This window comes from Sphingorhabdus sp. Alg239-R122 (assembly GCF_900537065.1).
In the GTDB taxonomy this organism is placed as follows: Bacteria; Pseudomonadota; Alphaproteobacteria; order Sphingomonadales; family Sphingomonadaceae; genus Alg239-R122.
On the sequence record NZ_UNRC01000002.1, the window covers coordinates 1 to 25,710 of the forward strand.

At 55.3% G+C, this 25,710-nt stretch carries 23 protein-coding genes; 11 read left to right on the plus strand and 12 right to left on the minus strand.

What is annotated here, in order from left to right; translation table 11 throughout:
• Positions 1-335 precede the first annotated feature (335 nt).
• A complete protein-coding gene (locus G6Q15_RS01960) occupies positions 336-1,190 on the minus strand; it encodes a protease modulator HflC (RefSeq protein WP_164115112.1) in 855 nt (284 codons plus the stop codon).
• A 2-nt stretch (positions 1,191-1,192) separates the two neighbouring features.
• Positions 1,193-2,311 carry an FtsH protease activity modulator HflK gene (gene hflK, locus G6Q15_RS01965; protein ID WP_240330703.1) on the minus strand — a complete coding sequence of 373 codons (1,119 nt, stop codon included), beginning with the start codon at positions 2,309-2,311 and terminating at the stop codon, positions 1,193-1,195.
• A gap of 133 nt (positions 2,312-2,444) precedes the next feature.
• On the opposite strand from hflK, the gene G6Q15_RS01970 reads away from it, so the two are divergent.
• The 4 genes from G6Q15_RS01970 to G6Q15_RS01985 all read left to right on the plus strand — a co-directional run bounded on the left by G6Q15_RS01970 (position 2,445) and on the right by G6Q15_RS01985 (position 8,444).
• A complete protein-coding gene (locus tag G6Q15_RS01970; RefSeq protein ID WP_164115114.1) occupies positions 2,445-3,434 on the plus strand; it encodes an Mrp/NBP35 family ATP-binding protein in 990 nt (329 codons plus the stop codon).
• Positions 3,434-5,707, plus strand: coding sequence for a molybdopterin cofactor-binding domain-containing protein (locus G6Q15_RS01975; protein ID WP_164115116.1), 2,274 nt, complete (start codon positions 3,434-3,436; stop codon positions 5,705-5,707). Before G6Q15_RS01970 ends, G6Q15_RS01975 begins: the two co-directional genes overlap by 1 nt.
• 47 nt (positions 5,708-5,754) lie before the next feature.
• Positions 5,755-6,765: a ferrochelatase gene (hemH, locus tag G6Q15_RS01980; RefSeq protein WP_164115811.1), complete on the plus strand. Its 1,011-nt coding sequence runs from the start codon at positions 5,755-5,757 to the stop codon at positions 6,763-6,765.
• Between the two features lie 95 nt (positions 6,766-6,860).
• Positions 6,861-8,444: a helicase HerA-like domain-containing protein gene (locus G6Q15_RS01985; RefSeq protein ID WP_164115118.1), complete on the plus strand. Its 1,584-nt coding sequence runs from the start codon at positions 6,861-6,863 to the stop codon at positions 8,442-8,444.
• 109 nt (positions 8,445-8,553) lie between these two features.
• Here G6Q15_RS01985 and G6Q15_RS01990 read toward each other — a convergent pair whose 3' ends face one another.
• The 3 genes from G6Q15_RS01990 to G6Q15_RS02000 form a co-directional block, all read right to left on the minus strand.
• The gene (locus G6Q15_RS01990; RefSeq protein WP_164115121.1) at positions 8,554-9,156 is read right to left on the minus strand and encodes a hypothetical protein; all 603 of its coding nucleotides are present in this window, start codon (positions 9,154-9,156) and stop codon (positions 8,554-8,556) included.
• 3 nt (positions 9,157-9,159) lie between these two features.
• Positions 9,160-9,507, minus strand: a complete 348-nt coding sequence (locus tag G6Q15_RS01995) for a TraR/DksA C4-type zinc finger protein (RefSeq protein WP_164115122.1) — start codon at positions 9,505-9,507, stop codon at positions 9,160-9,162.
• Between the two features lie 130 nt (positions 9,508-9,637).
• Positions 9,638-10,186, minus strand: coding sequence for a DUF3617 domain-containing protein (locus tag G6Q15_RS02000; protein ID WP_164115124.1), 549 nt, complete (start codon positions 10,184-10,186; stop codon positions 9,638-9,640).
• A 115-nt stretch (positions 10,187-10,301) separates the two neighbouring features.
• Between G6Q15_RS02000 and uvrB the strand changes: the two genes are divergently transcribed.
• On the plus strand, positions 10,302-12,485 hold the full coding sequence (uvrB, locus tag G6Q15_RS02005) for an excinuclease ABC subunit UvrB (RefSeq protein ID WP_164115126.1): 2,184 nt from the start codon (positions 10,302-10,304) through the stop codon (positions 12,483-12,485).
• Positions 12,486-12,848: 363 nt separating this feature from the next.
• Entirely contained in the window at positions 12,849-13,640 is a 792-nt protein-coding gene (locus G6Q15_RS02010) for a class I SAM-dependent methyltransferase (RefSeq protein ID WP_164115128.1), read from the plus strand.
• A 308-nt stretch (positions 13,641-13,948) separates the two neighbouring features.
• On the opposite strand, the gene G6Q15_RS02015 is transcribed toward G6Q15_RS02010, so the two are convergent.
• The 5 genes from G6Q15_RS02015 to G6Q15_RS02035 form a co-directional block, all read right to left on the minus strand.
• A complete protein-coding gene (locus G6Q15_RS02015; protein WP_164115130.1) occupies positions 13,949-16,096 on the minus strand; it encodes a protein-disulfide reductase DsbD domain-containing protein in 2,148 nt (715 codons plus the stop codon).
• 89 nt (positions 16,097-16,185) lie between these two features.
• Positions 16,186-17,616, minus strand: a complete 1,431-nt coding sequence (gene tldD, locus G6Q15_RS02020; protein WP_164115132.1) for a metalloprotease TldD — start codon at positions 17,614-17,616, stop codon at positions 16,186-16,188.
• Positions 17,617-17,689: 73 nt separating this feature from the next.
• Positions 17,690-17,887, minus strand: coding sequence for a zinc-finger domain-containing protein (locus G6Q15_RS02025; RefSeq protein ID WP_164115134.1), 198 nt, complete (start codon positions 17,885-17,887; stop codon positions 17,690-17,692).
• Positions 17,888-17,971: 84 nt separating this feature from the next.
• Positions 17,972-18,466, minus strand: a complete 495-nt coding sequence (locus G6Q15_RS02030) for a DUF4402 domain-containing protein (protein ID WP_164115136.1) — start codon at positions 18,464-18,466, stop codon at positions 17,972-17,974.
• 140 nt (positions 18,467-18,606) lie between these two features.
• Positions 18,607-19,140, minus strand: coding sequence for a DUF4402 domain-containing protein (locus tag G6Q15_RS02035; RefSeq protein ID WP_164115138.1), 534 nt, complete (start codon positions 19,138-19,140; stop codon positions 18,607-18,609).
• A 134-nt stretch (positions 19,141-19,274) separates the two neighbouring features.
• Here G6Q15_RS02035 and G6Q15_RS02040 point away from each other — a divergent pair, with 134 nt between their 5' ends.
• Positions 19,275-20,210, plus strand: coding sequence for an ABC transporter ATP-binding protein (locus tag G6Q15_RS02040; protein ID WP_164115140.1), 936 nt, complete (start codon positions 19,275-19,277; stop codon positions 20,208-20,210).
• 4 nt (positions 20,211-20,214) lie between these two features.
• A complete protein-coding gene (nadB, locus tag G6Q15_RS02045) occupies positions 20,215-21,834 on the plus strand; it encodes an L-aspartate oxidase (RefSeq protein ID WP_164115142.1) in 1,620 nt (539 codons plus the stop codon).
• A 5-nt stretch (positions 21,835-21,839) separates the two neighbouring features.
• Here the strand turns inward: nadB and G6Q15_RS02050 are convergent, their stop codons facing one another.
• Together G6Q15_RS02050 and G6Q15_RS02055 are read right to left on the minus strand one after the other, a co-directional pair.
• A complete protein-coding gene (locus tag G6Q15_RS02050; protein ID WP_164115144.1) occupies positions 21,840-22,052 on the minus strand; it encodes a hypothetical protein in 213 nt (70 codons plus the stop codon).
• A gap of 96 nt (positions 22,053-22,148) precedes the next feature.
• The gene (locus tag G6Q15_RS02055; RefSeq protein WP_164115147.1) at positions 22,149-22,490 is read right to left on the minus strand and encodes a hypothetical protein; all 342 of its coding nucleotides are present in this window, start codon (positions 22,488-22,490) and stop codon (positions 22,149-22,151) included.
• Positions 22,491-22,709: 219 nt separating this feature from the next.
• Here G6Q15_RS02055 and G6Q15_RS02060 point away from each other — a divergent pair, with 219 nt between their 5' ends.
• The 3 genes from G6Q15_RS02060 to G6Q15_RS02070 are packed head-to-tail and all read left to right on the plus strand — an operon-like array spanning position 22,710 to position 25,704.
• A complete protein-coding gene (locus tag G6Q15_RS02060; RefSeq protein ID WP_164115150.1) occupies positions 22,710-23,732 on the plus strand; it encodes a metalloregulator ArsR/SmtB family transcription factor in 1,023 nt (340 codons plus the stop codon).
• The gene (gene metF / locus G6Q15_RS02065) at positions 23,729-24,661 is read left to right on the plus strand and encodes a methylenetetrahydrofolate reductase (protein WP_164115152.1); all 933 of its coding nucleotides are present in this window, start codon (positions 23,729-23,731) and stop codon (positions 24,659-24,661) included. The genes G6Q15_RS02060 and metF overlap by 4 nt, the downstream gene beginning before the upstream one ends.
• On the plus strand, positions 24,658-25,704 hold the full coding sequence (locus tag G6Q15_RS02070) for a homocysteine S-methyltransferase family protein (protein WP_164115170.1): 1,047 nt from the start codon (positions 24,658-24,660) through the stop codon (positions 25,702-25,704). The genes metF and G6Q15_RS02070 overlap by 4 nt, the downstream gene beginning before the upstream one ends.
• Positions 25,705-25,710 lie beyond the last annotated feature (6 nt).

Here is a 25,710-nt window from a genome sequence, read left to right on the forward strand (position 1 = left end):
CTACACAAGGAGTATAGGCGGCAGCTTCAGATGTGTATACGGGACAGGCTGTGCGCATCGCATTTTCATCATTTTGCGCGACCTGTGCACCGAGTGGCTGCCCCGTGGCAAGCGCCACGGCACTGCCGCCGAGCAAAAGTGCAGATGTTATTCCATAGACATAACGCACGATATTCATCCTTCTCAACTAAACTTGTCATGGACATTCCGTTGGCACGGATGCCCAACATTAAATTTCAGATCGCATTTTTCAAATTCCGGCTGAACAGAAATTGAATGTCACGAGCTGTAAAGCTTACGCACCCCGGGCTTTTCTGCCAAATGGCGACAGCTTTCTACCGGCGTCCACGGAACTGACGCAGATAATCATTGTTGGGTGACAGAATCACCGAAGTGTCTCCATTGCCGTCACCATCATTGTTGAATGTGGTACGGTATGATTCCATGGCGCGGTAAAAATCATAGAAGTCCGGGTCTTTACCATAGCTTTCGGCATAGATGCGTGCCGCCTCGGCATCGGCTTCGGCTCGGATAACTTGGGCTTCCTTGCGACCCTCGGCATCAATAGCCACAGCTTCCTGATTACGCGCACTGCGCATCCGCTCATAGGCGGACGTCAGCGGGGTGCCTTCAGGAAGGTCAGCGCGCTTGATCCGTACATCAATGATTTCCGCGCCATATTTCCGCGCTTCACGGTTCAGAGCTGACTGGATATTATTCATCACCTGTCCGCGTTCGGGGCTTAGCAACGTAGCAAATTCGCGCTTGCCAAGCTCATTTCGCAGCGATGAACCCAAAATGGTGCGCAGCTGTTGTTTCAACCGATCTTCAGTACGGATCGAACGATACATGACCAGCGGATCAGTGACACGAAAGCGCGCAAATGCGTCGACCTGCAGCCGCAGCTGGTCGGTGGACAGCACTTCCTGACGTTCCATTTCCACGCCCAGTATACGCTTGTCGATCCAGGCCACCTGCTCGACAAAAGGGATACGGAAATGCAGACCTGCACCGGTATTGCCGAAAATCTCTTTTTCCTCATAGGCATTCCAGACGCGTTTCGGGTTGCCATAGCTGACAACAATGGCCTGTTTGTCTTCAGGCACGATGGTCATGGTCAGGCTTGCCAGAATGAGCGCTGCGACTGCCAACGCGCCCAGGACAATCGGATTTTTAAAGCTGAATGACATGGTTACTGCCCCCCTTCCTTGGCCTGCGCATTGGCGCGCGAACGCCTCTGTACTTCAGGCAGGGGCAGGTACGTCTGTACGCCGCCCGGCTCGACGATGGTCTTGTCCACCTTGCCCAGCACATTTTCCATTGTATCGTAATACATACGGCGGCGCGTCACTTCGGGGGCAAGCCGGTACTGTTCAAATACCTTGTCGAAAGCGGCGGTATCACCCTGTGCACGTTCAAGCACTTGCTGTGAATAAGCGCGGGCGTTGTTGATATAGCTTTCGCGGCGCTGCTGCGCGGCGTTCACTTCACGGAATGCGTCATTCACTTCCTGAGGCGGGTCGGATTGCCGAATGGCAATGCCCTGCACCGCGATACCGCTATTATACTGGTTCAGAAGCTCCTGCATACGGGTCTGTACCTGCGCTTCAATCTCACTACGCCCAGGGCCGATGGCGGAAATCAGTTCGAAGTTGGCCACTGCTGCGCGCATGGCGCTTTCGGCGACTTCGCGGATGGTTTCTTCAGGGTCCTGAATTTGGAAAAGATAGCGCTCTGGGTCGGAAATATTCCAGCGCACCTCATAAGCCATATCGATAATATTCTGGTCACTGGTCAGCACCAGGTTTTCCTTGCTGGCTTCGGTTGAACCAATTTGCAGTGTACGGATTTCCTGTACATTTACTTTCTGCATCTGCTCAAACGGTGCCGGGAAGGTCCAACGGATGCCGGATTCCACAGTGCGGTTATAGCCGCCGAGCTGTGTCACGACGCCGCGTTCCTGCAGGCCGACGCGGTGAAAGCTGGATAGGACCAGCCATGCGGCCACAACCGCTACAAGAATGATGGGAAGCCAGCTTTTGCCATTGGAGCGTTTGGGTAGGCCGGTAAAACCGCCGCCACCACCGCCGCCTTTGCCGCGACCTTTTTTAAACAGTTCCTCAATATTGGGACCGCTCCGACCGCCAGTGGGTTGCCCTGTAGGTTGCCACGGGTTGCGCGGACCGTTATCCGAACCGCCATTGCCAACACCACCTGAGTCACCGGAATCATCGCCGGATCCACTGCCCCAGGGGCTTTTGCCTGCCATTGCCAATATTCTTTGCGAAAATCGTGTGGTAAAATTCGTCATATTCCTCTTATAGGAATGGTTTTTGAGAAAAACAGTGCTTTTGCACCTGAATCTGCCTGCTAGGCAGAATTTCATGGGCATTTCGCAGAAAAAACCGCTACACAGACGTAAAAATACAGGAACGCATATCCCCATGGCCAGTCCGCCAACCCAATTGGAAATTCTCGTACAGACAAAAATCGCCGATATTGCCGGTAATCGCAGTTCTGCCGTGCGCGTGCAGGATGGTGTGGTATCGATGGTGCTGAATGTCGCTGAACTGGACAGGTCAGCGCGCGATAGGATGGAAGTCGCACTGAGAGGCGACCTGAGGCAAATTGATGGCGTTGAGGATGTGCGCATCGTGATGACAGCGGAAAAGATTCGCCGTCGGATCATAGCAATTGGCAGCGGCAAGGGCGGAGTTGGCAAATCCACATTTTCGGCAAATCTTGCCGTGGCGATGCAGCGGATGGGTCGCAAGGTCGGCCTGGTCGATGCCGATATATATGGCCCGTCACAACCACGTCTGTTTTCATGTGAAGGCGTAAAACCCAAGGTCGAAGAGCAAAAGCTGGTCCCTGTGCCCAATGCCTATGATGTGCCGATGCTGTCCATGGGGCATCTTGCCAAGCCGGGGCAGGCAATTGCCTGGCGCGGACCGATGGCGAGTAATGCGCTGGCGCAGCTGGTCGATGCGCATTGGGACATGGTAACCGATATTATTGTCGACCTGCCGCCCGGTACCGGTGACGTACAGATGTCTATGATGCAGAAGCACAAGCCTGATGGGGCATTGATAATATCGACGCCGCAGGACTTGGCGCTGATGGATGCGACACGCGCGATCAGCCTGTTTGATCAGGGCAAAGTCCCGGTTATCGGCATGGTGGAAAATATGGCGGGCTATCTTTGTCCGCACTGTAATGAGGTGAGCGATCCATTTGGTGTGGGCGGGGCTGAAGCCGCAGCTAAAACGATGAGCCTGCCATTTTTGGGCCGTGTGCCGCTTGACCCCGCGATCCGCAAATCGAGCGATGCGGGAATTCCGTTGGCTGCAGGCGATGGCCCGCAATCCGATGCTTTTGCCGTCATTGCTAAACGTGTGCTGACCTGGGTCGATAACCGTCAGGATTCAACCTGATGGCAGCGTTGACGCGGCGGCATGTACTGGCTGGCGGCGCGGCTGCGGCCGGGCTGGTGGTGGCGTGGCAGTTTATACCGCGCGAATATCCGAACCCCTTGCCGGTGGCAGATGGTGAGCGCGGTTTCGGCGCTTATCTGAAAATCGCAAAAGACGGCTCGGTCACTGTCGCTGTGCCGCAATGCGAAATGGGACAGGGTGTCACCACCGTCATTCCGCAGATAGTCGCGCAGGAACTGGGTGCGGACTGGCGTTCGGTTGCGGTCGAAGCTGCACCGGCAAGCGCTGTTTATGCCAATCACGTGCTAGCGCGTGAATGGGCGCAACTGTTGTGGCCTGCCGGACTGGACAGCATATTTGCAGATGATAATGCCATTGCCGCCCGTTACGGGGACGATGCGCGCTTCATGCTTACGGCGGGCAGTGCGACATTGGCGAATTACGAAATTCCTGCCCGCGAAGCGGGTGCTGCTGCCCGTGCCTTACTGTGCCAGGCAGCAGCGGCCCGGTGGGATGTGGCATGGGAAACGTGCCAAACCCGGGACGGTTTTGTCATCCATGATGACAAAAGGTTGCGCTTTGCCGAACTGGTTGATGAAGCCAAGACATTCGATGTGCCAGACCCTATCCCAGTGCGCGGCAGCATTGCCAGTGCGCTGGCACCAATTAACGAATCAGCGCAAACCCCCTATCCTCGGCTTGACCTGCCGGGCAAAGTTGATGGCAGCGTTACTTTTGCGGGCGATATCCGCCTGCCGGACATGCTTTATGCATCAGTGCGGCAGGGGCCGATTGGCAATAGCCGGCTAAAATCACTGGACCGTGGCAGTGCGGATAGCGTGACCGGCCTGATCGAAATCGTAAAGCATGAACGCTGGGTCGCGGCGGTGGCAAGCAATTGGTGGGCGGCCAATCAGGCGCTGAAGAAAATGAATGTCACATTTGAAACACGCGGGAATCTGGCCGATGACACCCTTGTTGAAAGCGGACTGGAATTGGCTTTTGACAGCGGCGCAGGCAAGCGGCTTTATGCTGTGGGTGATATCGGCCCCGCCTTTGCGGGAGGGACCAGCCATAGCGGGCAATATGATGTTGCTGCCATGCCGCACGCCACCATTGAAACGAGCGTGGCAACGGCGCGCTATGTCGATGGGCAGCTGGAATTATGGCTGGCGACCCAGTCACCCGAAATGGCACGTCGCGCGGCGGCGGGTGCGCTGGGCCTGAGCACGGATAACGTAGTGCTCTATCCGGTGATGGCGGGGGGGTCGTTTGACCGGCGGCTGGAAAATGAGGTTGCCGTGCAGGCGGCATTGCTGGCGCGCCACATGCAGCGGCCGGTGCAGCTTGTCTGGTCACGCGGTGAGGAAATGATTCATGACCCGGTGCGCGCACCGGTGCGCGCCAAACTGGCGGCAGTTACTGATGAGGCAGGCCGTGTGACTGCACTGTCAGTGAAAATCGCTGGGCCTGCCAGCGCCAGGGAATTTGCGCAGCGCCTGTTCGCGTTCAGCAAACCGCATGAAGCGATGCGTGAAGTGTCTGGTGAATATGATTATATGGCTGTGCATGGTGCGTTGGCACCTTATGCGATTGCCAATAAGACAGTCGACCATTATCCGGCAGACATAAGTGTACCCACGGGCTGTAGCCGCGCCAACGCTGATGGCTATACCTGCTTCTTCATCGAATCCTTTATTGACGAGCTGGCGCGCAAAGCGGGCAGCGAACCTTTATCCTATCGCATGCAGATGCTGGGCGGTCAGGCACGGCTGGCACGCTGTCTGAGCAATGCAGCCGTTCTGGGCGGTTGGAATGGCGGGCTCGACAATAGCGGCCAGGGTATAGCCTGTCACAAAATGGATGTAGCGGGGCGCAACGCACATATCGCAATAGTCGCCAATGCGCGGCAGGGGGATGGTGGTATTGAAGTCGAGCGGCTCAGCGCGGTTGTTGACATAGGCCGCATCATCAACCGCGATATCGTCCTGCAACAAATTGAGGGCGGCATGATATTCGGACTGGCAAGTGCGATGGGCTGTGCCACCGGATATGAAGCCGGTCTGACAACCGCGCGGCGGCTGCGCGATATGAACCTGCCGGTTCTTGGCAACACACCGGAAATTGAAATTGAATTGGTGGAAAACAATGAAGACCCAGTTGATCCCGGCGAAATTGGCGTTCCCGCTGTCGCACCCGCAATTGCCAATGCGCTGTTCTCTGCAAGTGGTCTGAGGGCGCGGGCACTGCCGCTGCTGGCAAACGGGTTATAGATATAATGGCGGATACGAAAAAAGAATTTGAAATCTCGCGGGCCAATATGATGCGCCCTGAAGAACACCTGGAGGTCAAGCCGCCACGCGTCGGTGTTCTGCTCACCAACCTGGGCACACCCGATGCGCCTGATCCGACTTCGGTGAAACGCTATCTGAAGGAATTCCTGTCCGACAAACGAGTGGTCGAAATACCGGGCCTTGTCTGGCAACCCATATTGCGCGGGGTGATCCTCAACACCCGTCCGAAAAAATCGGCCCATGCCTATTCGCTTGTATGGATGGAAGAAGGCTCTCCGTTGGCTGTCTATACCGCACGGCAGAGTGATAAGCTGCAGGTACGGCTGGGTGGCGGCGTGATGATCGATTACGCCATGCGCTATGGCAATCCGTCCATCGCCAGCAAGCTGGAAGCGATGAAGGCGGCAGGCTGCGAACGCATATTGCTCGCACCGCTTTATCCGCAATATTCGGGTGCCACGACAGCTACCGCCAATGACCGTGCATATGCAGTATTGCAGGATATGCGCTGGCAACCGGCCATCCGTACATTACCTGCCTATCATGACGACCCGGCCTATATTGATGCACTGGCAGCGCAGATCACGGCTGATATTGCAAAACTCGACTTCACCCCTGATGCACTGGTGGTGAGTTTCCATGGCATGCCCGAGCGGACATTGCATCTGGGAGACCCCTATCATTGCCAGTGCCGTAAGACAGCGCGGCTGCTTTCGGAAAAAATGGCAAAAAAAACCGGATGCGAAATTATCGTGTCGTTCCAGTCGCGCTTTGGCCGCGCCAAATGGCTGGAACCTGCCACTGATGACACGCTGGAGGCGCTGCCGGGCAAGGGTATGAAAAAAGTGGCTATAGTGGCACCCGGGTTTTCGGTTGATTGCCTGGAGACACTGGAAGAGCTGGCCATGCAGGGCCGTGGCCAGTTTATGGATGCAGGCGGAACCGACTTTGCCTATCTGCCCTGCCTGAATGATGGCGATGCGGGCATGGATATGCTGGAAACGCTGGTGCGGCGCGAACTAGGCGGCTGGATATAGCCCTGCCGAGTAACATTTTGTTGCGGGCCATTGACGGCGGTTGTGCGGCTGACCACTATTGATGGTAAGATATTCGAATTTTGAGGGAGCATGAAATGGGTGAAATTTTTCTGGGAAAAGCTGGTAATGAACGGCAGATGCTTGAATTGGGCCTTGCCAACCGCCACGGCTTGATTGCGGGTGCAACCGGCACCGGCAAGACCGTGACGCTACAGGGTATGGCAGAAAGTTTCTCCGCTAATGGTGTGCCGGTTTTTGTGGCAGATGTGAAAGGCGATCTGGCCGGGATTTCGATGGCAGGCTCCTCCACATTCAAACATGCGGACAAATTGGAAGCGCGCGCCAAGGAAATCGGCATGGACGATTATGCCTATAGCGATAATCCGGCAATATTCTGGGACCTGTTCGGTGAGCAAGGGCATCCGATTCGCACCACGATTTCGGAAATGGGGCCGCTCCTGCTCGCGCGGCTTATGGGGCTGAACGACACGCAGGAAGGCGTGCTCAATATCGCTTTCCGTTTTGCCGATGACGAAGGATTGCTGTTGCTTGATCTGGAAGATCTGCAGTCAATGCTTGCCTATACAGCAGAAAATTCCAAATCACTGTCCGCTAAATATGGTAATGTGTCGAAGGCAAGCGTGGGCGCGATCCAGCGGCAATTGCTGCAGCTGGAAAACCAAGGGGCGGACCAGTTTTTCGGCGAACCTGCACTTGAAATTGATGATTTCCTGAAAACCGATGACCAGGGCCGCGGCTATATCAACGTGCTGGCTGCGGACAAGCTGATGCGAAATCCGAAACTCTACGCGACATTCCTGCTCTGGCTGCTCAGCGAAATGTTTGAGACACTGCCTGAAGTGGGCGATCCTGAGAAACCGAAGCTGGTGTTCTTTTTTGATGAAGCACACCTATTGTTCGATGACGCGCCCAAGGCTTTGGAAGAGAAAGTCGAGCAGGTTGTCAAACTGATCCGCTCCAAGGGTGTCGGCGTCTATTTTGTCACGCAAAACCCGATTGATATTCCCGAGGATATTGCCGCACAGCTCGGCAACCGTGTGCAGCATGCCCTGCGTTCCTATACGCCGCGCGATCTGAAAGCGATCAAGGCAACGGCGGAAACGTTCCGGATCAATCCTGATCTTGATGTGGCGCAGGCGATTACTGACCTGAAAGTTGGTGAAGCACTGGTATCCGTCCTGGATGAAGAGGGCGCACCAACGGTTGTGAAGCGCACGCTCATCAAGCCGCCGCGCTCGCGGTTGGGCACGATTACTGCAAAAGAGCGCGCGATCATGCAGTCCATTTCCCCGTTTGAGGGCAAATATGACGACGAAATAGACCGCGAATCTGCCGAGGAAGTGCTGCTGCAGAAAATTGAAGATGCTGCCGAGACAGCCAAGGAAGTCGAGGAAACAAGCAAAGAAGAAGTTGCCAAGCGCCCGCGCAAGTCGACCTCACTCTGGCAAAAAGCAACCAAGGCGGCGGCCAGTGCTGCAGCGGCTTCGGTGGGCACTATACTTGCGGCGAAACTTACGGGGCGCAAGTCGCGCTCCAACCCGACCGCCCGCGCCAGCAGCGCGGCTGCGGGCACTATAGCCACCGAAATCGGCAAGTCGATCGGGGTGCCGGGGCTAGGCCGTTTTGCGCGCAACCTGATGGGCGGGTTGATGCGCTAAGGCGCCGCGCGTCAGTTTTTCCACCTACCCCGGCTTTTGGGTACGGGGTGGTGCCACTGCACCTTCTTGCCTAAAGGACGTTCGCATAGCCAGCACTGCGGTGTATCATTCATCGTTGACGAGCCTTGCTGCCGCGCCACCATGCGGTAATCCTGACGGCTAGCGCCGCCAGCATGACCGCTGTCAATGCCCTGCCTTCCGGATGATAGCCGGGATCTTCATGGAAAATGCGGCCCGCATAGCTGGCGGTAAAGATAAACCAGATATAGTGGATGCCGGTTTTGTGAATCCGCCTCCACCATTTTCCGAACTTCCTCACCGACCAGCTGTTGGACGTCAGCGCCATCACATAAATCATCGCATAGGCAAGGCTGCCTGCGACAAGTGTTTCGGGTTCACGGGGACGATAGAGGAGTATATTCACCAGCAGCGCGCCTAGATGGATGGTATGCGCTAATGCAAAGCCCAGGCCCCATTGCCTCCGTCGTTTCAGGATCGTTTTTGTGAGCGCGCCCGGCCATAGCCGCACCAGGCTGCTCGCCAGATAGGCTATGAGGAATAATGGCAGGGCAGCGCGTGCGGTCCAGCGCGCTGCCAGCAATGCCCGCTCTGATAGGCTATCTGCGAACGCAAAAGCCATGGCAATGGCAAAAAGTCCGGCAAAAAGCCCTGCCAGTATAGGCACCCAGCGATTATCAAGAAGCTTCAGCACCACCTATTTCGCACAGCCGATACACTGCGTTGCCATTGGGTCAATTTCCAGGCGTTTTGATGCAATCGCCTCACCGCAGCTTGCGCACCAGCCATATTCATCTTCGTCGATGCGTTTCAGTGCTGCTTCTATACGCGCCAGATCAGATGTGCGCCTCCGTGCTTCGGCTTCGGCCATTTGCTGTTGCTGCATCGCGTCCATGCGTGACAGGCGGCCTACGCTCTGCTGGTCCAATGTGACCGGTGCGCGCCAGGCGGATGTTTCAGCATCCTGTGCTTTCAGTTCTACCTGCAGCGCAAGCAGCCGGGTTTTCAAACCTACAATTTCTGCATCTGTCAGGCCATCTGCCATAAAGGTGCTCCACTATCCGCATAAAATGCAGTGAAGTTCAGGCTAGGCGCATTCATTGCCGCCCGCAAGCGGACCCAATAAAAAGGGCGGCCAGAAAGCTGGCCGCCCATATTTGCCCATGACCCCGTATTTATGACGGACAGTCACCGATGCGCTTGCCGGTGACTTTGGACGTAATGTTCATATTCATGCCCGTACCCGGCGCGGTCGCGACCATGTTCATATTCATGTCGTAACTGGTTTCGGCATAATCGCCATCCATTTTCATAGTCATCTTGCCTTCACCCTGTCCGGCAGGCGCGGCACAGCTCATTTCAGACTTGATTTTGCCTCCGCTGATATTGAATTCCTTTACATCGCAATTTGCGTCTTTTTGCGCTGCAAAAAATTCTGCTCCGGGATTGGCGGCTTTTTCTTCGGTAATGCATTGCTTGACCGAATTCTTGCGGCCCTTCATCATTTCGGCAATGCCCGCGGGTGCACCTTCGGGAAGGTTTTCGATTTTCACGTCGACAACTTCAACGGTGTTTTCCCACTCACCGGGCTGTAATTTCATTGTGTTCATTTCGGCTGCGACTTCTTCCGTGGAAATTTTGCCGTCGCCGTCTGTATCGGCACCCTTGTCGCTGCACCCGGCAAGCAGGCCGATCGCTGCGGCGGATAAAATAAGTTTCTTCATGGGAAAACCCTCCTGTAAATGATGCGGGTGAGCATACAGGCTCTCGTCGCTAAATCCAGAATATTTCTGACAGGCTGGGGGTGACAGTGCACCATGTACATTCCATATAAGCATTATGTCACAGCTCATCATCCGTCGCGGGCTGGAAGAGCCCGAAACAGATCGGGATTTTGTCCCGCACAAACCGGCGCGTCCGGAAAAGTCCGATGGTGGCCGGCGTTTTGAGCTGGTCAGCGATTATGAGCCGTCGGGGGACCAGCCGGCGGCCATCGCTGAAATTGTTGAAAGCATTGGGGATCAGGATCAGGATCAGGTGCTGCTCGGTGTCACTGGTTCAGGCAAAACATTCACTATGGCCAAGGTGATTGAACAGACCCAGCGTCCCGCGCTGGTGCTTGCGCCCAACAAGATATTGGCAGCACAGCTTTACGGCGAATTCAAAAGCTTTTTCCCGAATAATGCAGTCGAATATTTCGTCAGCTATTATGACTATTACCAGCCCGAAGCTTATGTGCCGCGCAGTGACACCTATATCGAAAAAGAATCGAGCGTGAATGAGGCGATTGACCGGATGCGTCATTCGGCGACACGGTCGCTGCTGGAGCGCGATGATGTGATTATCGTCGCGTCGGTGTCCTGTATTTACGGCATCGGTTCGGTTGAAACCTATTCAGCAATGATTTTCGACCTGAAAAAAGGTGAAAATGTCGACCAGCGCGAACTGATCCGCAAGCTGGTCGCATTGCAGTATAAACGTAATGACACTGCTTTTGCGCGTGGCAATTTCCGGGTGCGTGGTGACAGCCTGGAAATATTTCCTTCGCATTATGACGATATGGCGTGGCGCATTTCGTTTTTTGGCGATGAGGTGGAGGAGATTTCCGAATTCGACCCCCTTACAGGCAAGAAAAGTGGCAATCTGGATCGGATTCGCATCTATGCCAATTCGCACTATGTGACGCCCGGCCCGACCATGAAACAGGCAAGCGAAGCGATAAAGTTTGAACTTGCCGAACGGTTGAAAGAGCTGGAAGCTGAAGGGCGATTGCTCGAAGCGCAAAGGCTGGAGCAGCGCACGCATTTCGACCTGGAGATGATTGCTGCGACGGGCAGTTGTGCGGGGATTGAGAATTATTCACGGTTCCTGACCGGTCGCTTGCCGGGCGAGCCGCCGCCGACACTGTTTGAATATCTACCGGAAAATGCATTGCTGTTCGTCGATGAAAGCCACCAGACAATCCCGCAGATAGGTGCGATGTCAAAAGGCGATCACCGCCGCAAACTGACTTTGGCAGAGCATGGCTTTCGCCTGCCCAGCTGCATCGACAATCGCCCACTGCGTTTCAACGAATGGGATGCGATGCGGCCTCAGACGGTCAGTGTTTCAGCCACGCCCGGTAACTGGGAAATGGAACGTACGGACGGCGTGTTCAGTGAACAGGTAATCCGTCCCACGGGCCTGATTGATCCGCCTGTGGAAATCCGTCCGGTTGAGGAACAGGTTGATGATCTGATCAATGAATGCCGGAAAGTAGCAGAAGCGGGCTATCGTACGCTTGTCACCACGCTGACCAAGCGCATGGCCGAGGACCTGACCGAGTTTATGCATGAGGCGGGCATTAAGGTGCGTTATATGCACAGTGATGTCGAAACGCTGGAGCGGATCGAGCTGATCCGTGATTTGCGCATGGGTGTCTATGATGTGCTGATCGGCATCAACCTGCTGCGCGAAGGCCTTGATATTCCTGAATGCGGGCTAGTGGCGATACTGGACGCTGACAAGGAAGGCTTTCTGCGCAGTGAAACTTCGTTGATCCAGACCATTGGCCGTGCCGCGCGCAATGTCGATGGCCGTGTCATTCTCTACGCGGACCGGATGACAGGCTCGATGGAACGCGCGCTCAATGAAACGGACCGCCGCCGTGAAAAACAGCTCGCCTATAACAAGGAACACGGCATCACGCCCAAAACAATCAAGCGCAATATTGGTGATATTGTTGGCCATGTGACGCAGCGCGATGCCGTCACTGTGGATACAGGCAGTGATGATGCAGAACATATGGTCGGGCATAATCTGCGCGCGCATATTGAGGACCTGGAAAAACGCATGCGCGTCGCCGCAGCGGATCTGGAATTTGAGGAGGCTGGGCGTTTGCGCGACGAGATCCGTAAGCTTGAGGCTGAGGAGCTGGGTTTGCCCGCCGACGAACAGGTGGCCCGCCCAAAGGGCCGCGCCACCGAAGGCAAGCCTGGCACGCGCAAAATGCGCTATGGCCGTACGCAGCGAAAGATAAACTAGTATATACTGCCACTAAGTGCCATGTATTCAAAAGGCTTTATCGCCGCACTGCTTCGGGTCGCACCAACCGAAGGAGTATTATTATGGAAATTTCAGAACTGTCGAACACGCTGCCACCGTCACGCCAGCGGCTTATTCACTTTGGCCATGCTGAGGTCCGCTACGGGTTTAACCCAGATATACCTCTGCTGTAATTCGATCTTTCCGGAGGTTGTGAAAAAGACAAACCTTGTTGATGTTGTAAAAGGCTGGCCAGCTTTTCGACCAAGGCGCATTGTCCTTGGACATACTGGCCGGACTCCTCCTTGCCTTATCTGCACACAGGGCGCAAAATGGGGCGTATATCGCTTAGGGGAGAATATCATGCGTCATTCGATCAGGGCTGCACTGGCCGCAACTGTTTTTACCATCAGCTTGTCTGCGTGCGCCACATATGGTGATTCATCAGATATAGTCGCTGCACCGCCACCCGACTTTACTGCTGCCGTGAACAGCACAGGCCGGGCTGCGGATGATATCAAGCTTGATGAAAGCCGAAAACCGGCGCAAGTGCTAGGATTTTTGGGCCTTGAACGTGGCGACCATGCGCTCGATATTCTTGCCGGTGGCGGGTATTACAGTGAAATCATGGCGCGCGCCGTTGGTTCCGAAGGCAAGGTGACGGCACATAATGTGAAATTTTTTACCGAAGGTGAGAAAAACGAAGCTAAATGGGCTGGCGTGACATCGCGCAACTCCAATATATCGGTCTATCTCAAACCCTATAATGAATTTACGGCACCTGCCGGAAGTTATGATTTTGCGCTGTTCCATATGGTTTATCACGATGCATATTGGGAAAGCGAGCGGTTCAAATTCCCGCGGATGGAGCCCGCCACCCTTCTTGCAAACCTCTATGCTGCCATGAAGCCTGGCGGTATTGTCGGTGTGGTCGACCATGTCGCAGATCCGGGCGATACGCGACAGACAGTTGATAAACTGCACCGGATTGACCCCGCGGTTGTCAAAGCGGACTTTGCTGCGGCGGGATTTGTGCTGGACGATGAAAGCGCATTGCTTGCCAATGCAGACGATGACCACGCAAAGCTTGTCTTTGACCCTGCCGTGCGTGGAAAGACAGACCGGTTTATATTTAAATTCCGGAAGCCGGAGTGATTTTACATATAAATACGCTATAGAATCACATGTTTAAATAACGGCTGGTGCTGCGTCACCAGCCGTTCATCCCAGGTTTAGCTACACGCTCATATATGCCGATGGGCTTTGAGAACAGGCGCCTCTTGCGGGCGCCTTTGTTTTGGCTGCTCCGTTGCAAAGTGGCCGCACATTCTTTCAAGCCGAACAGTTTATGTGTTTCCACCGGAAACCCTCAGGGTCGCAACCGGTTGGATAGGGCGAGGGCAGCCAAGAGCTCCTGCATATAGGTCCTTTCGGGTCGACCTGCCTTCGCCCAACTTCCCTTGCTATTTTGCAAGGCCAGTCAGCATTCCCGGGGTCAGGATTTGCGGTAATATCTGCTGCTCGCCACCTGCGGGATAATAGACATAGAGCGGTACGCCCGACCGGCCATTGGCTTCAAGATAGCGGGTGATTTCGGCATCACGCCGTGTCCAGTCACCTTTCAGCACAGCAATATCGGCGTTTGCAAAGGCTTTTGCGGTTCCTTCGCGTTCTATCGCGGCGGCTTCATTCACTTTGCACGTCACGCACCAGTCAGCGGTGAAATAGGCAAAAACCGGACGGCCTTCAGCGCGCAATTCCGCCAGCCGTGCAGCGCTATAAGGCTCGCTGGGCAAAGTAGCGTCCGCACTTCGGGCCGCGCCAGGCCTGCCCGTATCCGTATCGCCTGCAAGATGTGACATGGCATATATGCCAGCCAGTACCAAACCAGCCAGTGGCACGGTAATCCAGAGTGCTGCGGCTTTGCCTTGACGCTGTCTTTGCCCTGCCCACCACAGGAAAAAGGCCAGTAGCATGGTCGCCATCAGCGCCAACACCAGCGCATTGGAGCCGGAAAGCTGCCCCATCAGCCATAAAAGAGCCAGCACAGTGAGGAACATGGGCAATGACATGATCTTGCGGAATGTTTCCATCCATGTGCCTGGTTTTGGTAACCGGCGCCGTAGCGCCGGGGTAAAGCCAAGTGCAAGGAAAGGTAGTGCCAACCCCAACCCCAACCCGGCAAAGACCAGCATGGCAGCAAGCGGGGGCAGCACCAGCGCACTGCCCATCGCGACTGCCATAAAAGGGCCGGTGCAGGGTGTTGCGACAAAAGCCGCAAGCGCACCAGTCCAAAATGCGCCCGATGTGCCGCCGCCTGCTGCCCGGTCATGCCCAATGGCGAGCGCGCCAATTTCAAATAACCCGGCAAGGTTGAACGCAATTACCGTAACGACCAACAGCAGCACGAACACCACGCGCGGGTCCTGTAACTGGAAAGCCCAGCCAACCTGTTCGCCCGCCGCGCGCAGGCCCAGCATCACTGCGCCCAGGGCCACGCATACCAGCATGATACCGACTGTATAGGCAATGGCCTCGCGCCGCGCGGCGACTTCATCTCCGCCGATTTTGGCGAGGCTTATCGCTTTCAAGCTGAGTATCGGAAAGACGCACGGCATGATGTTGAGCAGCAGTCCGCCCAGCACTGCGCCGCCCAGTGCGGCAACCAACAGGAGCAAGCTGGCTTCGCTGGTTCCGGCTGTGCTTTCGCCAGTATCCGATGTATATAATAGCTCACCGCCAGCAGGGACGCTGCCTTTGTCAGCCACAACGCTGAGCCCGAAACCAGGTGCAATTTTCAGAACGCCCTGAAGCATTTCCAGCTTGCCCAGCTGCGATGCCGGACCTGTATTGGCCTTGGCCTCTACAACAACATTTTGCCCATTGCGGTACACGCGCATGGGCGCGCCATAGTCAATGGCGCCTGTTGTGGCGGGGAAAAAATAGGGTACTTCCAGTTCTCCGCCCTCGGGATAAGGAATCGCAATGCGCACCGTGTTGCCATCAATCGCGAAGCGGCCAGTGCTGCCTAACGGGGCGGGTAACTTCTCGCGGAACGCGTCGAATTGTTCGCTGCGAACTACCCCCTCGCTGCTATCGCCGGTCACGATGCTGGTCTGGAATGTGCCTGTCTCGGGGACACATACTTTATCCGTACAAGCCAACCATTCCAGCTTCACAGCGATATCCAGATACTCGCCTGCGGCGATACTTGCGTCTATTTTCACCGGCACAAGAACAGCGTAATTTTCTTCAAAAACATAGTTCATCAGGCCAAAAGCAACCCAGGGTTTCGGGACCGGATATTGCAGCTCGCCTGCTGTTACGCCTTCTGGCAGGGCCCAGTCGGCCTGCATACCATAACCCGCATCACCCGGATTTTCCCAATATCCATGCCAGCCAGCTTCGGGCTGCATGATAAAGGCGAACATGACAGTTTCACCGGAGCGGACAACATCCATTTCCGGTTGCAACACAACCTTGATATTGGTCTGTTTTCCTGAGGCCGCGATGTGCGGCGCACTTTCGGCCACATTCTGCGTGGATGCGGCATAGGGTGCGCAGAGGATGAGCATGAGAAAAGCGCAGAAACTGTAAAATAGCGGCTTCATTTCAACACACCAGATCCGGTTTTCCCATATTTATCCTGTGCAACCACATGTGCCCATATATCCGGTAGCCCATGCGAAAGGTTACAATATCATGCTGCTGTGCCGCCGACGGTCAGGCCTTCAAGGAGCAGGGTCGGCTGGCCGACACCTGCCGGGACGCTTTGTCCGCCCTTGCCGCACATGCCAATGCCCTCATCGAGCGCCATATCATTGCCGATGCCAGTCACCTGTGTCAGCGCGGTCGGGCCATCACCGATCAGCGTCGCACCTTTAATGGGTGCGCCCAGCTTGCCATTTTCGACCTTGTAAGCCTCTGTACAGGAAAATACGAACTTGCCTGATACGATATCGACCTGCCCGCCGCCAAAGCTCTTGGCGAAAATGCCGTTCTTGACGCGGCTCATCAATTCTTCCGGATCGTCCTTGCCCGCACGCATAAAAGTATTGGTCATGCGCGGCATTGGTGCATGGGCATAGGATTGGCGGCGGCCATTACCTGTGGCGGGAACCCCCATAAGACGGGCATTGAGCCGGTCCTGCATATAGTTTTTGAGGATGCCATCTTCGATCAACACATTTTCCTGTGTCGGCGTGCCTTCATCATCAATGCTGAGCGAACCGCGGCGGTCGGCAATGCTGCCATCGTCAACGACGGTCACGCCCTTGGCTGCTACACGCTCACCTATGCGTCCGGAAAAGGCGCTGGTGCCCTTGCGATTGAAATCACCCTCCAACCCGTGCCCGACTGCTTCGTGAAGCAATACGCCAGGCCAGCCCGGGCCTAGCAGCACCGTCATTTCGCCCGCAGGTGCATCGACGCTTTCCAGATTGACAAGCGCCTGCGCCAGCGCTTCGTCAATGGCGCGGTTCCAGCTGGCTTCTTCAAACAGTTGGTCATAGAGATAGCGGCCACCCATGCCGAAACTGCCGGTTTCGCGGCGGCCATTTTGTTCGGCTACAATAGAGACATTGAGGCGTACCAGCGGGCGGATGTCACTGGCAATAAACCCATCGGCACGCACGATTTCCACTACTGACCAGACACCTGACAGGGCTGCCGTCACCTGTTTGACACGCGGGTCGCGTGCGCGGGCGGCGGCATCTATTTTTGCAAGCAGCTCAGTCTTGGCCGGGAAGTCAATTTCTTCGAGTGGATTGCCGTCAGTATAAAGATGCCGGTTGTTGTGGCGGGGCGGCGCGCTGGGCTCATCCTTGGCGACATCAAGCAGTCTGAGTGTTTCGGCGGCGCGGCGGATTGCGCCTTCGCTGATGTCGTTGGCATGGGCAAAGCCCGTCATTTCCCCCGATACACCGCGCAGGCCAAAGCCTGAATCGCTACTGTAATCAGCCGTTTTCAGCCGCCCATCGTCAAAGGCGAAACTTTCAGATGCATGATATTGCATGTACAGCTCACCATCATCGCAGCGTTGCAATGCATCGCGGGTGAGCTGGACAGCGCGTTCCGGGTCAAGTGCGCCGTCGCGATAAATAAAGGAGCGGGGATCTGGATGGTCTGTCATGCCATCAGATATAGGCGTTTGGCAGATATGTGCTAGTCAAATATCGCATATATCACCGGGTCTGGAGCGGATTTCAGCTTTCCGCGACGTCTGCTGGTCCACCGTTCAGTATAAAGCGGCGGTCACAATAACCGCATTCGACATAACCTTTTTCATCTATTTCCAGCCAGACGCGGGGATGGCCCAGCGCAGCGCCGCCAGGAATATTACTGGCGCCATCACAGGCGACACGGACGTTGGATGTGCGGACGGTTTCTGGTGCTTCAGTCATGAGTGCTGTGTAAACGCGGCACCATTTAAGTGCAAGATTGATATGCACCGCCAGCGGCAGTTTTTCACCTGCGCCGAATGCCCGTCATTCATATATGACAGTCATTACAAATGTACCTGTATATTCACCGGTTGGCTGATTGGCATTTACGAGCAGCCTGCCACCCACTGTTATGCTGAAGACTCCGGTCCTGGAAAGCCGCGCCCTGACGGAGGAGCCGAAATTTCTGTTCGCATTACCAATCGCCATCCTGTCAATGCGCATGCTGTCACTGCCAGTAGTGCGGTTGATCGTGACAGTTGAGGGTATGGAAATGCGCACAATCTGATTTACAGGACCGTTAATAAGGAAATCGGCCCGCGACGATGTGCCGCCACCCAATGTTACGCCACCGGCGGCTGTGCGGTTACCATTGCGCGTGTCGATGAAAACCGTACCTGCGGCTGGGCCCGCGATAATATTGCCGAAATCAAGGTCGGCAATTTTATAGACGGACAGTGGCTCCAGAATCCGGGCATCTGCATCTGCGTCGCTTGTTTGTGCATGGGCAGGGTTTGCGATAACCGCAAACCCTGCCATGGCGAATGTGCATATCCTGGTTAATATGCGCTTTGAAATTCTGGTCCCCATAAAGCTCTTTCTAATACGCAACAGGTAAATATTTGCTTGCCAGCAAGGTTAATTACATTAACTGCCGGAAAAAAATGGAATATGCCTGACTATGGGTAGTCGACAGTAAGGTTGAAGGTTCCGGTATAAACACCTGCTGCCTGGTCTGCATTCACTCTTATCTGGCCGCTTACATTAACCGTGGCTGCGCCGGCGCCATCCAGTCTTTGTCGGCGCCGCCCATCAATGCGCAGGCGGTTCATGCGGATACGCTCCGTTCCGCCGTTGCGTGTCAGGAAGATACGGCCCCGCTGCGCGCGTATAATAACGCGCTGGTCCGGTTCGCCGCTTATTGTGAAGCCTGCGCGTGATACAGTGCCGCCGGCCAGTATGGCATCACCGCGCACAACCCGTATGCCATCATTATTGCGCCGTACGCGGATAATCGACCTGCCAGTGCCGGGAATGATATTCCCAAACTGTAGCTCAGATGTATTGGTGATAATAATTGGCTGCATGACTTCGGCATGCGCTTCACCATCCTGCGCTGCGGCAGGCATGGCAATCGCGCTGCACGCTGCACTGGCAAGCAGGGCTAGGCCTCGGCGTGACTGGCTGGACATGATGATGAGCTGGTCCCTCATGTTTGTAAGTTATAATGCCCAACTGTCACAATCTAGTTGCCAGATATGGTTAAAAAATCCAAAATAACGGTCACATCTGTTGCTAAGCCACGAACTATTTGCGCGCACGCGGCTTACTGGTTATCCCATGCGGCATGAGTGATGCAGCTATTTCCATCCATAATGTCAGCAAGACATATGCCGGGACCAAGAACAACCCACCCAACCTGGCGCTTGACGACGTCAGCCTGGATATACCGCGCGGCAAGATATTCGGGTTGCTGGGTCCCAATGGTGCAGGCAAGTCGACGCTTATCAATATCCTGTCGGGGCTGGTCAATAAAAGCGCGGGGCATGCATCCATATGGGGGTTTGATATCGACCGTGACCCCCGCAATGCAAAAGCGTCTATCGGTATCGTACCGCAGGAAGTCATGTTCGACCCATTTTTTACACCGCTGGAAACGCTTGAGCTGCAGGCGGGCCTGTTCGGTGTGCCAAAAGCCATGCGGCGATCGGTGGAATTGCTGGAGGCGGTGCACCTTGCTGACAAGGCAAATGCCTATGCACGCACTTTGTCGGGCGGGATGAAGCGGCGGCTTATGGTGGCCAAAGCGATGGTGCATTCGCCGCCCATATTGGTGCTCGACGAACCGACAGCGGGTGTCGATATTGATCTGCGGCAGCAGCTTTGGCGTTATGTGCGCGGTTTGAATGATGCCGGTGTGACAATTGTGCTCACTACGCATTATCTGGAAGAGGCCGAGGAACTGTGTGACCGGATAGCCATAATCAACCATGGCAGGGTGATTGCTGACAAGACTACGCATGAGTTGGTGAGTATGGCGAGCGAAAAGCTGATAGTTCTGACACTGGACCGGGATATGGATGATATTCCCGATAACCCGCTGTTCAACAAAGTGGAGCGGATTGCACCGCGCGCTCTCGAAATCACCTATGACAAGGACAAAGCCAATGCAGGAAAAATCATGTCGGTAATGCGCGAGGCCGGATTTGATATAGAAGATGTCAGCACGCGGGAAGCTGACCTTGAAGATGTTTTCCTGGGCCTCACACGTGATGCGGCCTGATCCCATGACTTTACGCAATGACCATGATGTCCTGATAATCGGGTCCGGCGCCGCAGGCCTGACTGCCGCCATCCGCCTTGCCGAAACCAAACGTGTGCTGGTGCTGGCCAAGGGCGAGATTTCGGGCGGCTCAACCAGCTGGGCGCAGGGCGGCATTGCAGCTGTGCTGGAACCGGGTGATACGTTTGACAGCCATATCCAGGACACGATGGTGGCAGGCGCTGGCCTAAACCGCCGCGAAACGGTTGAGTTTGTGGTAGAAAATGCACCGGCAGAAATTGATTCGCTAATTAAAATGGGCGTGCCGTTCAATCGTGAGGCTGATGATGACCTGCACCTTACGCGTGAAGGTGGGCACAGCCACCGCCGGATTGTCCATGTCGATGATGCCACTGGCTGGGCGGTGCAGGAAGCGCTGCAGCGCACGGCGGCGGCCAACCCCAATATCACCATGTTGCCCGATATGGTGGCTATTGATCTGATTTCCGGACGCCATGTCGCGGGAGATAAGGGGGAGGCAGGGCGTATCTGGGGCGCCTATGCGCTGAACCGGGTCACGGGCGAAGTGGAAACCGTGACAGCGCGGGCGACAATACTGGCGACGGGGGGAGCGGGCCGTACGTACCTGTTTTCCACCAGTCCGCGCGGGGCGACAGGCGACGGTATAGCTATGGCCTGGCGCGCCGGTGCGCGTATTTCAAATATGGAATTCATGCAGTTCCACCCGACATGTTTGTATAATCTGGAGGTCAAGAATTTCCTGATTACCGAAGCCGTGCGCGGCGAAGGCGGGCATTTGCTTATCCCAGCCAAGGAAAAGGGCGAGCGCGGTTACCGTTTTATGGGTGATTTTGACGAACGGATGGAATTGGCGCCGCGCGACGTGGTGGCGCGTGCGATCGATCATGAAATCAAGCGTCTTGGCCTGGATTATGTACATCTGGATATCAGCCATCAGGAGCCGGAGTTTGTAAAAGGCCATTTCCCGACCATCTATGCCAAGCTGATGGGGCTGGGCATTGATATCACGCGTGAACCGATACCTGTTGTCCCGGCCCAGCATTATACATGCGGTGGTGTGCTCATAGACCTGAATGGCCGCACCGATCTAAAAGGACTCTATGCAGCAGGCGAAGTCAGCGAATCGGGACTGCACGGTGCCAACCGCCTTGCTTCAAACAGTTTGCTCGAATGCTTTGTATTTGGCGGCGCGGCGGCACAGGATATCCTCGACAGCTGGAATGAACTTGATGCGCCGCCCAATATCAACCCATGGGACGAAAGCCGTGTCACCGATTCCGATGAAGAGGTGGTGGTACAGCATAACTGGCGTGAAATCCGCCGTTTCATGTGGGATTATGTCGGCATTGTCCGCACTACCAAACGGTTGGAGCGCGCGCAGCATCGTGTCGAGCTGCTGCAACAGGAAGTGGATGAATATTACGGCAATTTCCGGGTGACGATGGACCTGATTGAGCTGCGTAACCTGATCGAAGTGGCATCGCTGATTGTCCGTTCGGCGCTGACGCGTACCGAAAGCCGGGGGCTGCATTATACCAGCGATTATCCTGAACGTGCCGATAGGGCGCGTGATACGGTGCTGGTGCCGCGAGTGCGTGATTAAAATCCTTATTGCGCCGACGCAGCGTCGGCAGGTGTCTCGGCGGGATCCGAATCCTTTGCCGCCTGCGGGCGCTGCACATCCAGCATCTCTTCGGCCTGTTTCAGCTCTTCACTTTCATCGGGCGTAACGGCCTCTGGTGGACTGACACTGCCTGAATTATCGCACGCGGCCAAGGCGCAGAGCGTGAGGAAAGACAATATAGCAGTGTATATTCGCATATGCCGATTATGGAGCGCCCGGCCGATAAGGCAATAAAAAACGGGTCGCAGCCAACGCGACTGCAACCCGTTCAATAGCTAAAGAAGGTGAGCGAATTACTCGCCGATTTCTTTCTTGGCGCGGTCAGCGGCAGCGTCGATCACGTCGTTGCCAGCTTTTTTCGCGGAGTCTTTAAGTGACTTTGCTGTTTCTTCAGCAGCTTTTTCGCCTTCTGCAACAGCGCCATCAACAGCAGCTTCAACTGAGTCAGCGCCTTCAGCAGCAGCTTCTTCAGCTGTGGCTGTGCCTTCTTCAGTAGCGCCTTCAGCAGCTTCCATTGTTTCGTCAGCAGCAGCTTCAACAGAATCGCCTTCTACAACGGTTTCTGTTTCTTCATTTGCACATGCTGAAAGACCAAGAGCGGCTACAGCGGCAAGCGCAACAGTAAATTTAGACATAATATCCCTCATAATAATCAAAAACTCAAAATTGCCGACCGACGGAAACTAGGCTCCATTAGGTGCGACCGGCGGTCCATACATGGGAATGTGAGGTTTGGCAAATATCTAGAGACCTGAAGACCTAAAACCGGGACAGGCCCGTTTTCCGGTTATCTCAAAACTAAGCGAAACTGCCGATTGACCACATATAAAGAATTCTTTATATGATGTTGTTCAATGAATATGCTTTCCATCTTTCGCGCGCTTGCGGACCCGTCACGGCTCCGCATCATGCTGTTATTACAGCAGATGGAGCTTGCAGTGGGTGAAATTGCCCTCGTGCTGGGCCAAAGCCAGCCGCGGGTATCGCGTCATGTGCGCATACTGGATGAAGCGGGCCTTGCCGAACGGCGCAAGGAAGGCAGCTGGGTATTTTTACGGCCTAACCTGGAATTGCATGGTGCGGGTGCTGAAGACGCATTGGCGCGATTGCTGAGCTCCGCAAGTGCGGGCGGTGATGAAGTGGCGCTGCAGACGCGCGAGGATATTGCTCGGCTGCAGGATGTGCGGGCACAGCGAGAAGCGCAGGCAGCAGAATATTTTGCCGCACATGCAGACAATTGGGATGCGATCCGCTCGCTTTATGTCGCCGAGGCACATGTCGAAGCAGCTTTAACCGATATGCTGGACGGAGAAGACCTGGGCCATTTGCTTGATGTTGGTACGGGCACGGGCCGGATGGTTGAATTGTTCGCGCCGCAAATCGTGAAAGCCACGGCGGTCGATAACAGTCCGGAAATGCTCCGTCTTGCCCGTGCGAAACTGCAGCATCTGGAGCAGGGACAAGTCAAACTGGTGCAGGGTGATTTCAATGACCTGCCACTGGAAAGTACGTCCTATGACACGATCTTGCTGCACCAGGTTCTCCATTATGCGCAAAACCCGGAACGTGTCATTGCCGAAACCGGCCGTGTTGCTGCTTCCGAAGGGCGCATTGTGATTGTCGATTTTGCGTCGCACGATATGGAAGAACTGCGGACAAAGGATGCGCATGCCCGGCTGGGCTTTTCCGACACACAAATTGAAAAACTTTTACGCGGGGGCGGCTTTGCCCTTGATCGGTCGCGCGAACTTTCCGGAGGCAAACTGACCGTAAAAATCTGGATCGGTGTGCGTAGCCGCTTTTCGCTGACGCCGCATGACCGCTCTGCTGTTCAATCACACTCCAATAAGCCAACCCCCAAAAAGGCCGCTGCATGACACCTTCTCTCTCGCAATTAAAAGAAGCCAAAACCGCGCTGGATGAACCGCTTTTTGCGGGCCTTTCCGATGATGCCGAAGTGTCGTTCGAATTTTTCCCGCCCAAGTCGGAAAAAATGGAACAGACGCTGTGGAACAGTGTCAAAACACTAGAGCCGCTGGACCCGCGCTTCGTGTCTGTCACCTATGGTGCGGGCGGTTCAACGCGTGAACGCACCCATGCGACCGTGGCACGTATCGTGAAAGAAACAAATATTCCGGCAGCTGCGCACCTGACCTGCGTTGAGGCGAGCAAGCAGGAAATCCGTGAAGTGGCCGAAGCCTATTGGGAAGCAGGCGTCCGGCATATCGTCGCCCTGCGCGGCGATCCGCCCGAAGCAGGGCAGGATTTTCAGCCGCATCCAGACGGCTATGCGAGTGCGGCTGATCTAGTTGCGGGCCTGAAAGATATTGCCGATTTTGAAATTTCGGTGGCGGCTTATCCCGAAACCCACCCCGAAGCGGGCTGTCCGCAGGATGATCTTGATAACCTGAAGCGCAAGCTGGATGCCGGTGCAACGCGCGCCATCACGCAGTTTTTCTTTAAGCCCGATGCCTATTTTCGCTTTCGTGATGAAGCGGCAACCTGCGGCATTGATGCGGAACTGGTGCCAGGAATTTTACCCGTTTCCAATGTGGCACAGACCCGCAAATTTGCGGGCATGTGCGGTGCGGCCATTCCGGCATGGATGGATGACCTGTTTGAAGGGCTGGATGACCATCCATCTGCGCGGCAGCTTATCGCTGCGACAATTTCTGCGGAAATGTGCCGCCGCCTTTACGCGGGCGGTGTCCGACAATTCCACTTTTATACGCTCAACCGGGCTGAGCTCAGCTACGCGATTTGCCACCTGCTTGGCCGCCGCCCTGCAAAGGAAGGTGCGGCATGAGCGTACGTGAAGCAATACTGGCAAAAGCGCAAAAGCGCATCATGCTGATTGACGGAGCCTATGGCACCGCGATTCAGAATTACAGGTTGCAAGAGGCCGATTACCGGGGTGATCTGGAGCTGACCGCGGACCAAAAGGGTAATAACGATATGCTCTCGCTGACGCGGCCGGATGTGGTGGAGGCGATTACGCTCGCATATCTAGAAGCGGGTAGCGACATTGTTGAAACCAATACGTTCAGCTCGACCAGCATCAGTCAGGCCGATTATAATGCAGAACATCTGGTACGGGAACTGAATCTCGCGTCGGTTGAAATTGCACGCCGCGCTTGTGACAGGGCTACAGCAATAGATGGTTGCCCGCGTTATGTGGCAGGCGCTATCGGCCCGACCAATAAAACGCTCTCTCTTTCTCCTGATGTAGAAGACCCCGGCTTCCGTGAGGTTGATTTTGACATGATGAAATCTGTCTACCGCGAACAGTGCGACGCGCTGGTGGAGGCGGGCGCGGACCTGATCCTGATCGAAACGATTTTCGACACACTTAATGCCAAAGCAGCGGCCATGGCAGCGCAGGAAGCCGCAGAATCAGCGGGCCGTGATGTCCCACTGATGATTTCCATGACCATCACCGATATGGCTGGACGCAATCTTTCGGGCCATACGGTGGAGGCTTTCTGGCATGCCATCCGCCATGTCAAACCGCTTACTATCGGGCTGAACTGTTCATTTGGTGCAGACCTGCTGCGACCACATTTGAAAGCATTGTCGCCTATCGCTGATACGCTGGTCATGGCCTATCCCAATGCGGGCCTGCCCAATGACCTGGGCGAATATGACGAAATGCCCGAAGATACGGCAGCGCAGGTTTCCGCATGGCTGGACGATGGCCTGGTGAATATTGTCGGCGGCTGTTGCGGCTCAACGCCTCAGCATATTGCTGCGCTGGCTAAATCGGCCGCCGGAAAGGCGCCGCGCACCATTCCGCAGGTGGAAACGCAGACACGGCTGGCCGGTCTTGAAGCTTTCACCTTGGCGGCCTGAGAAAAA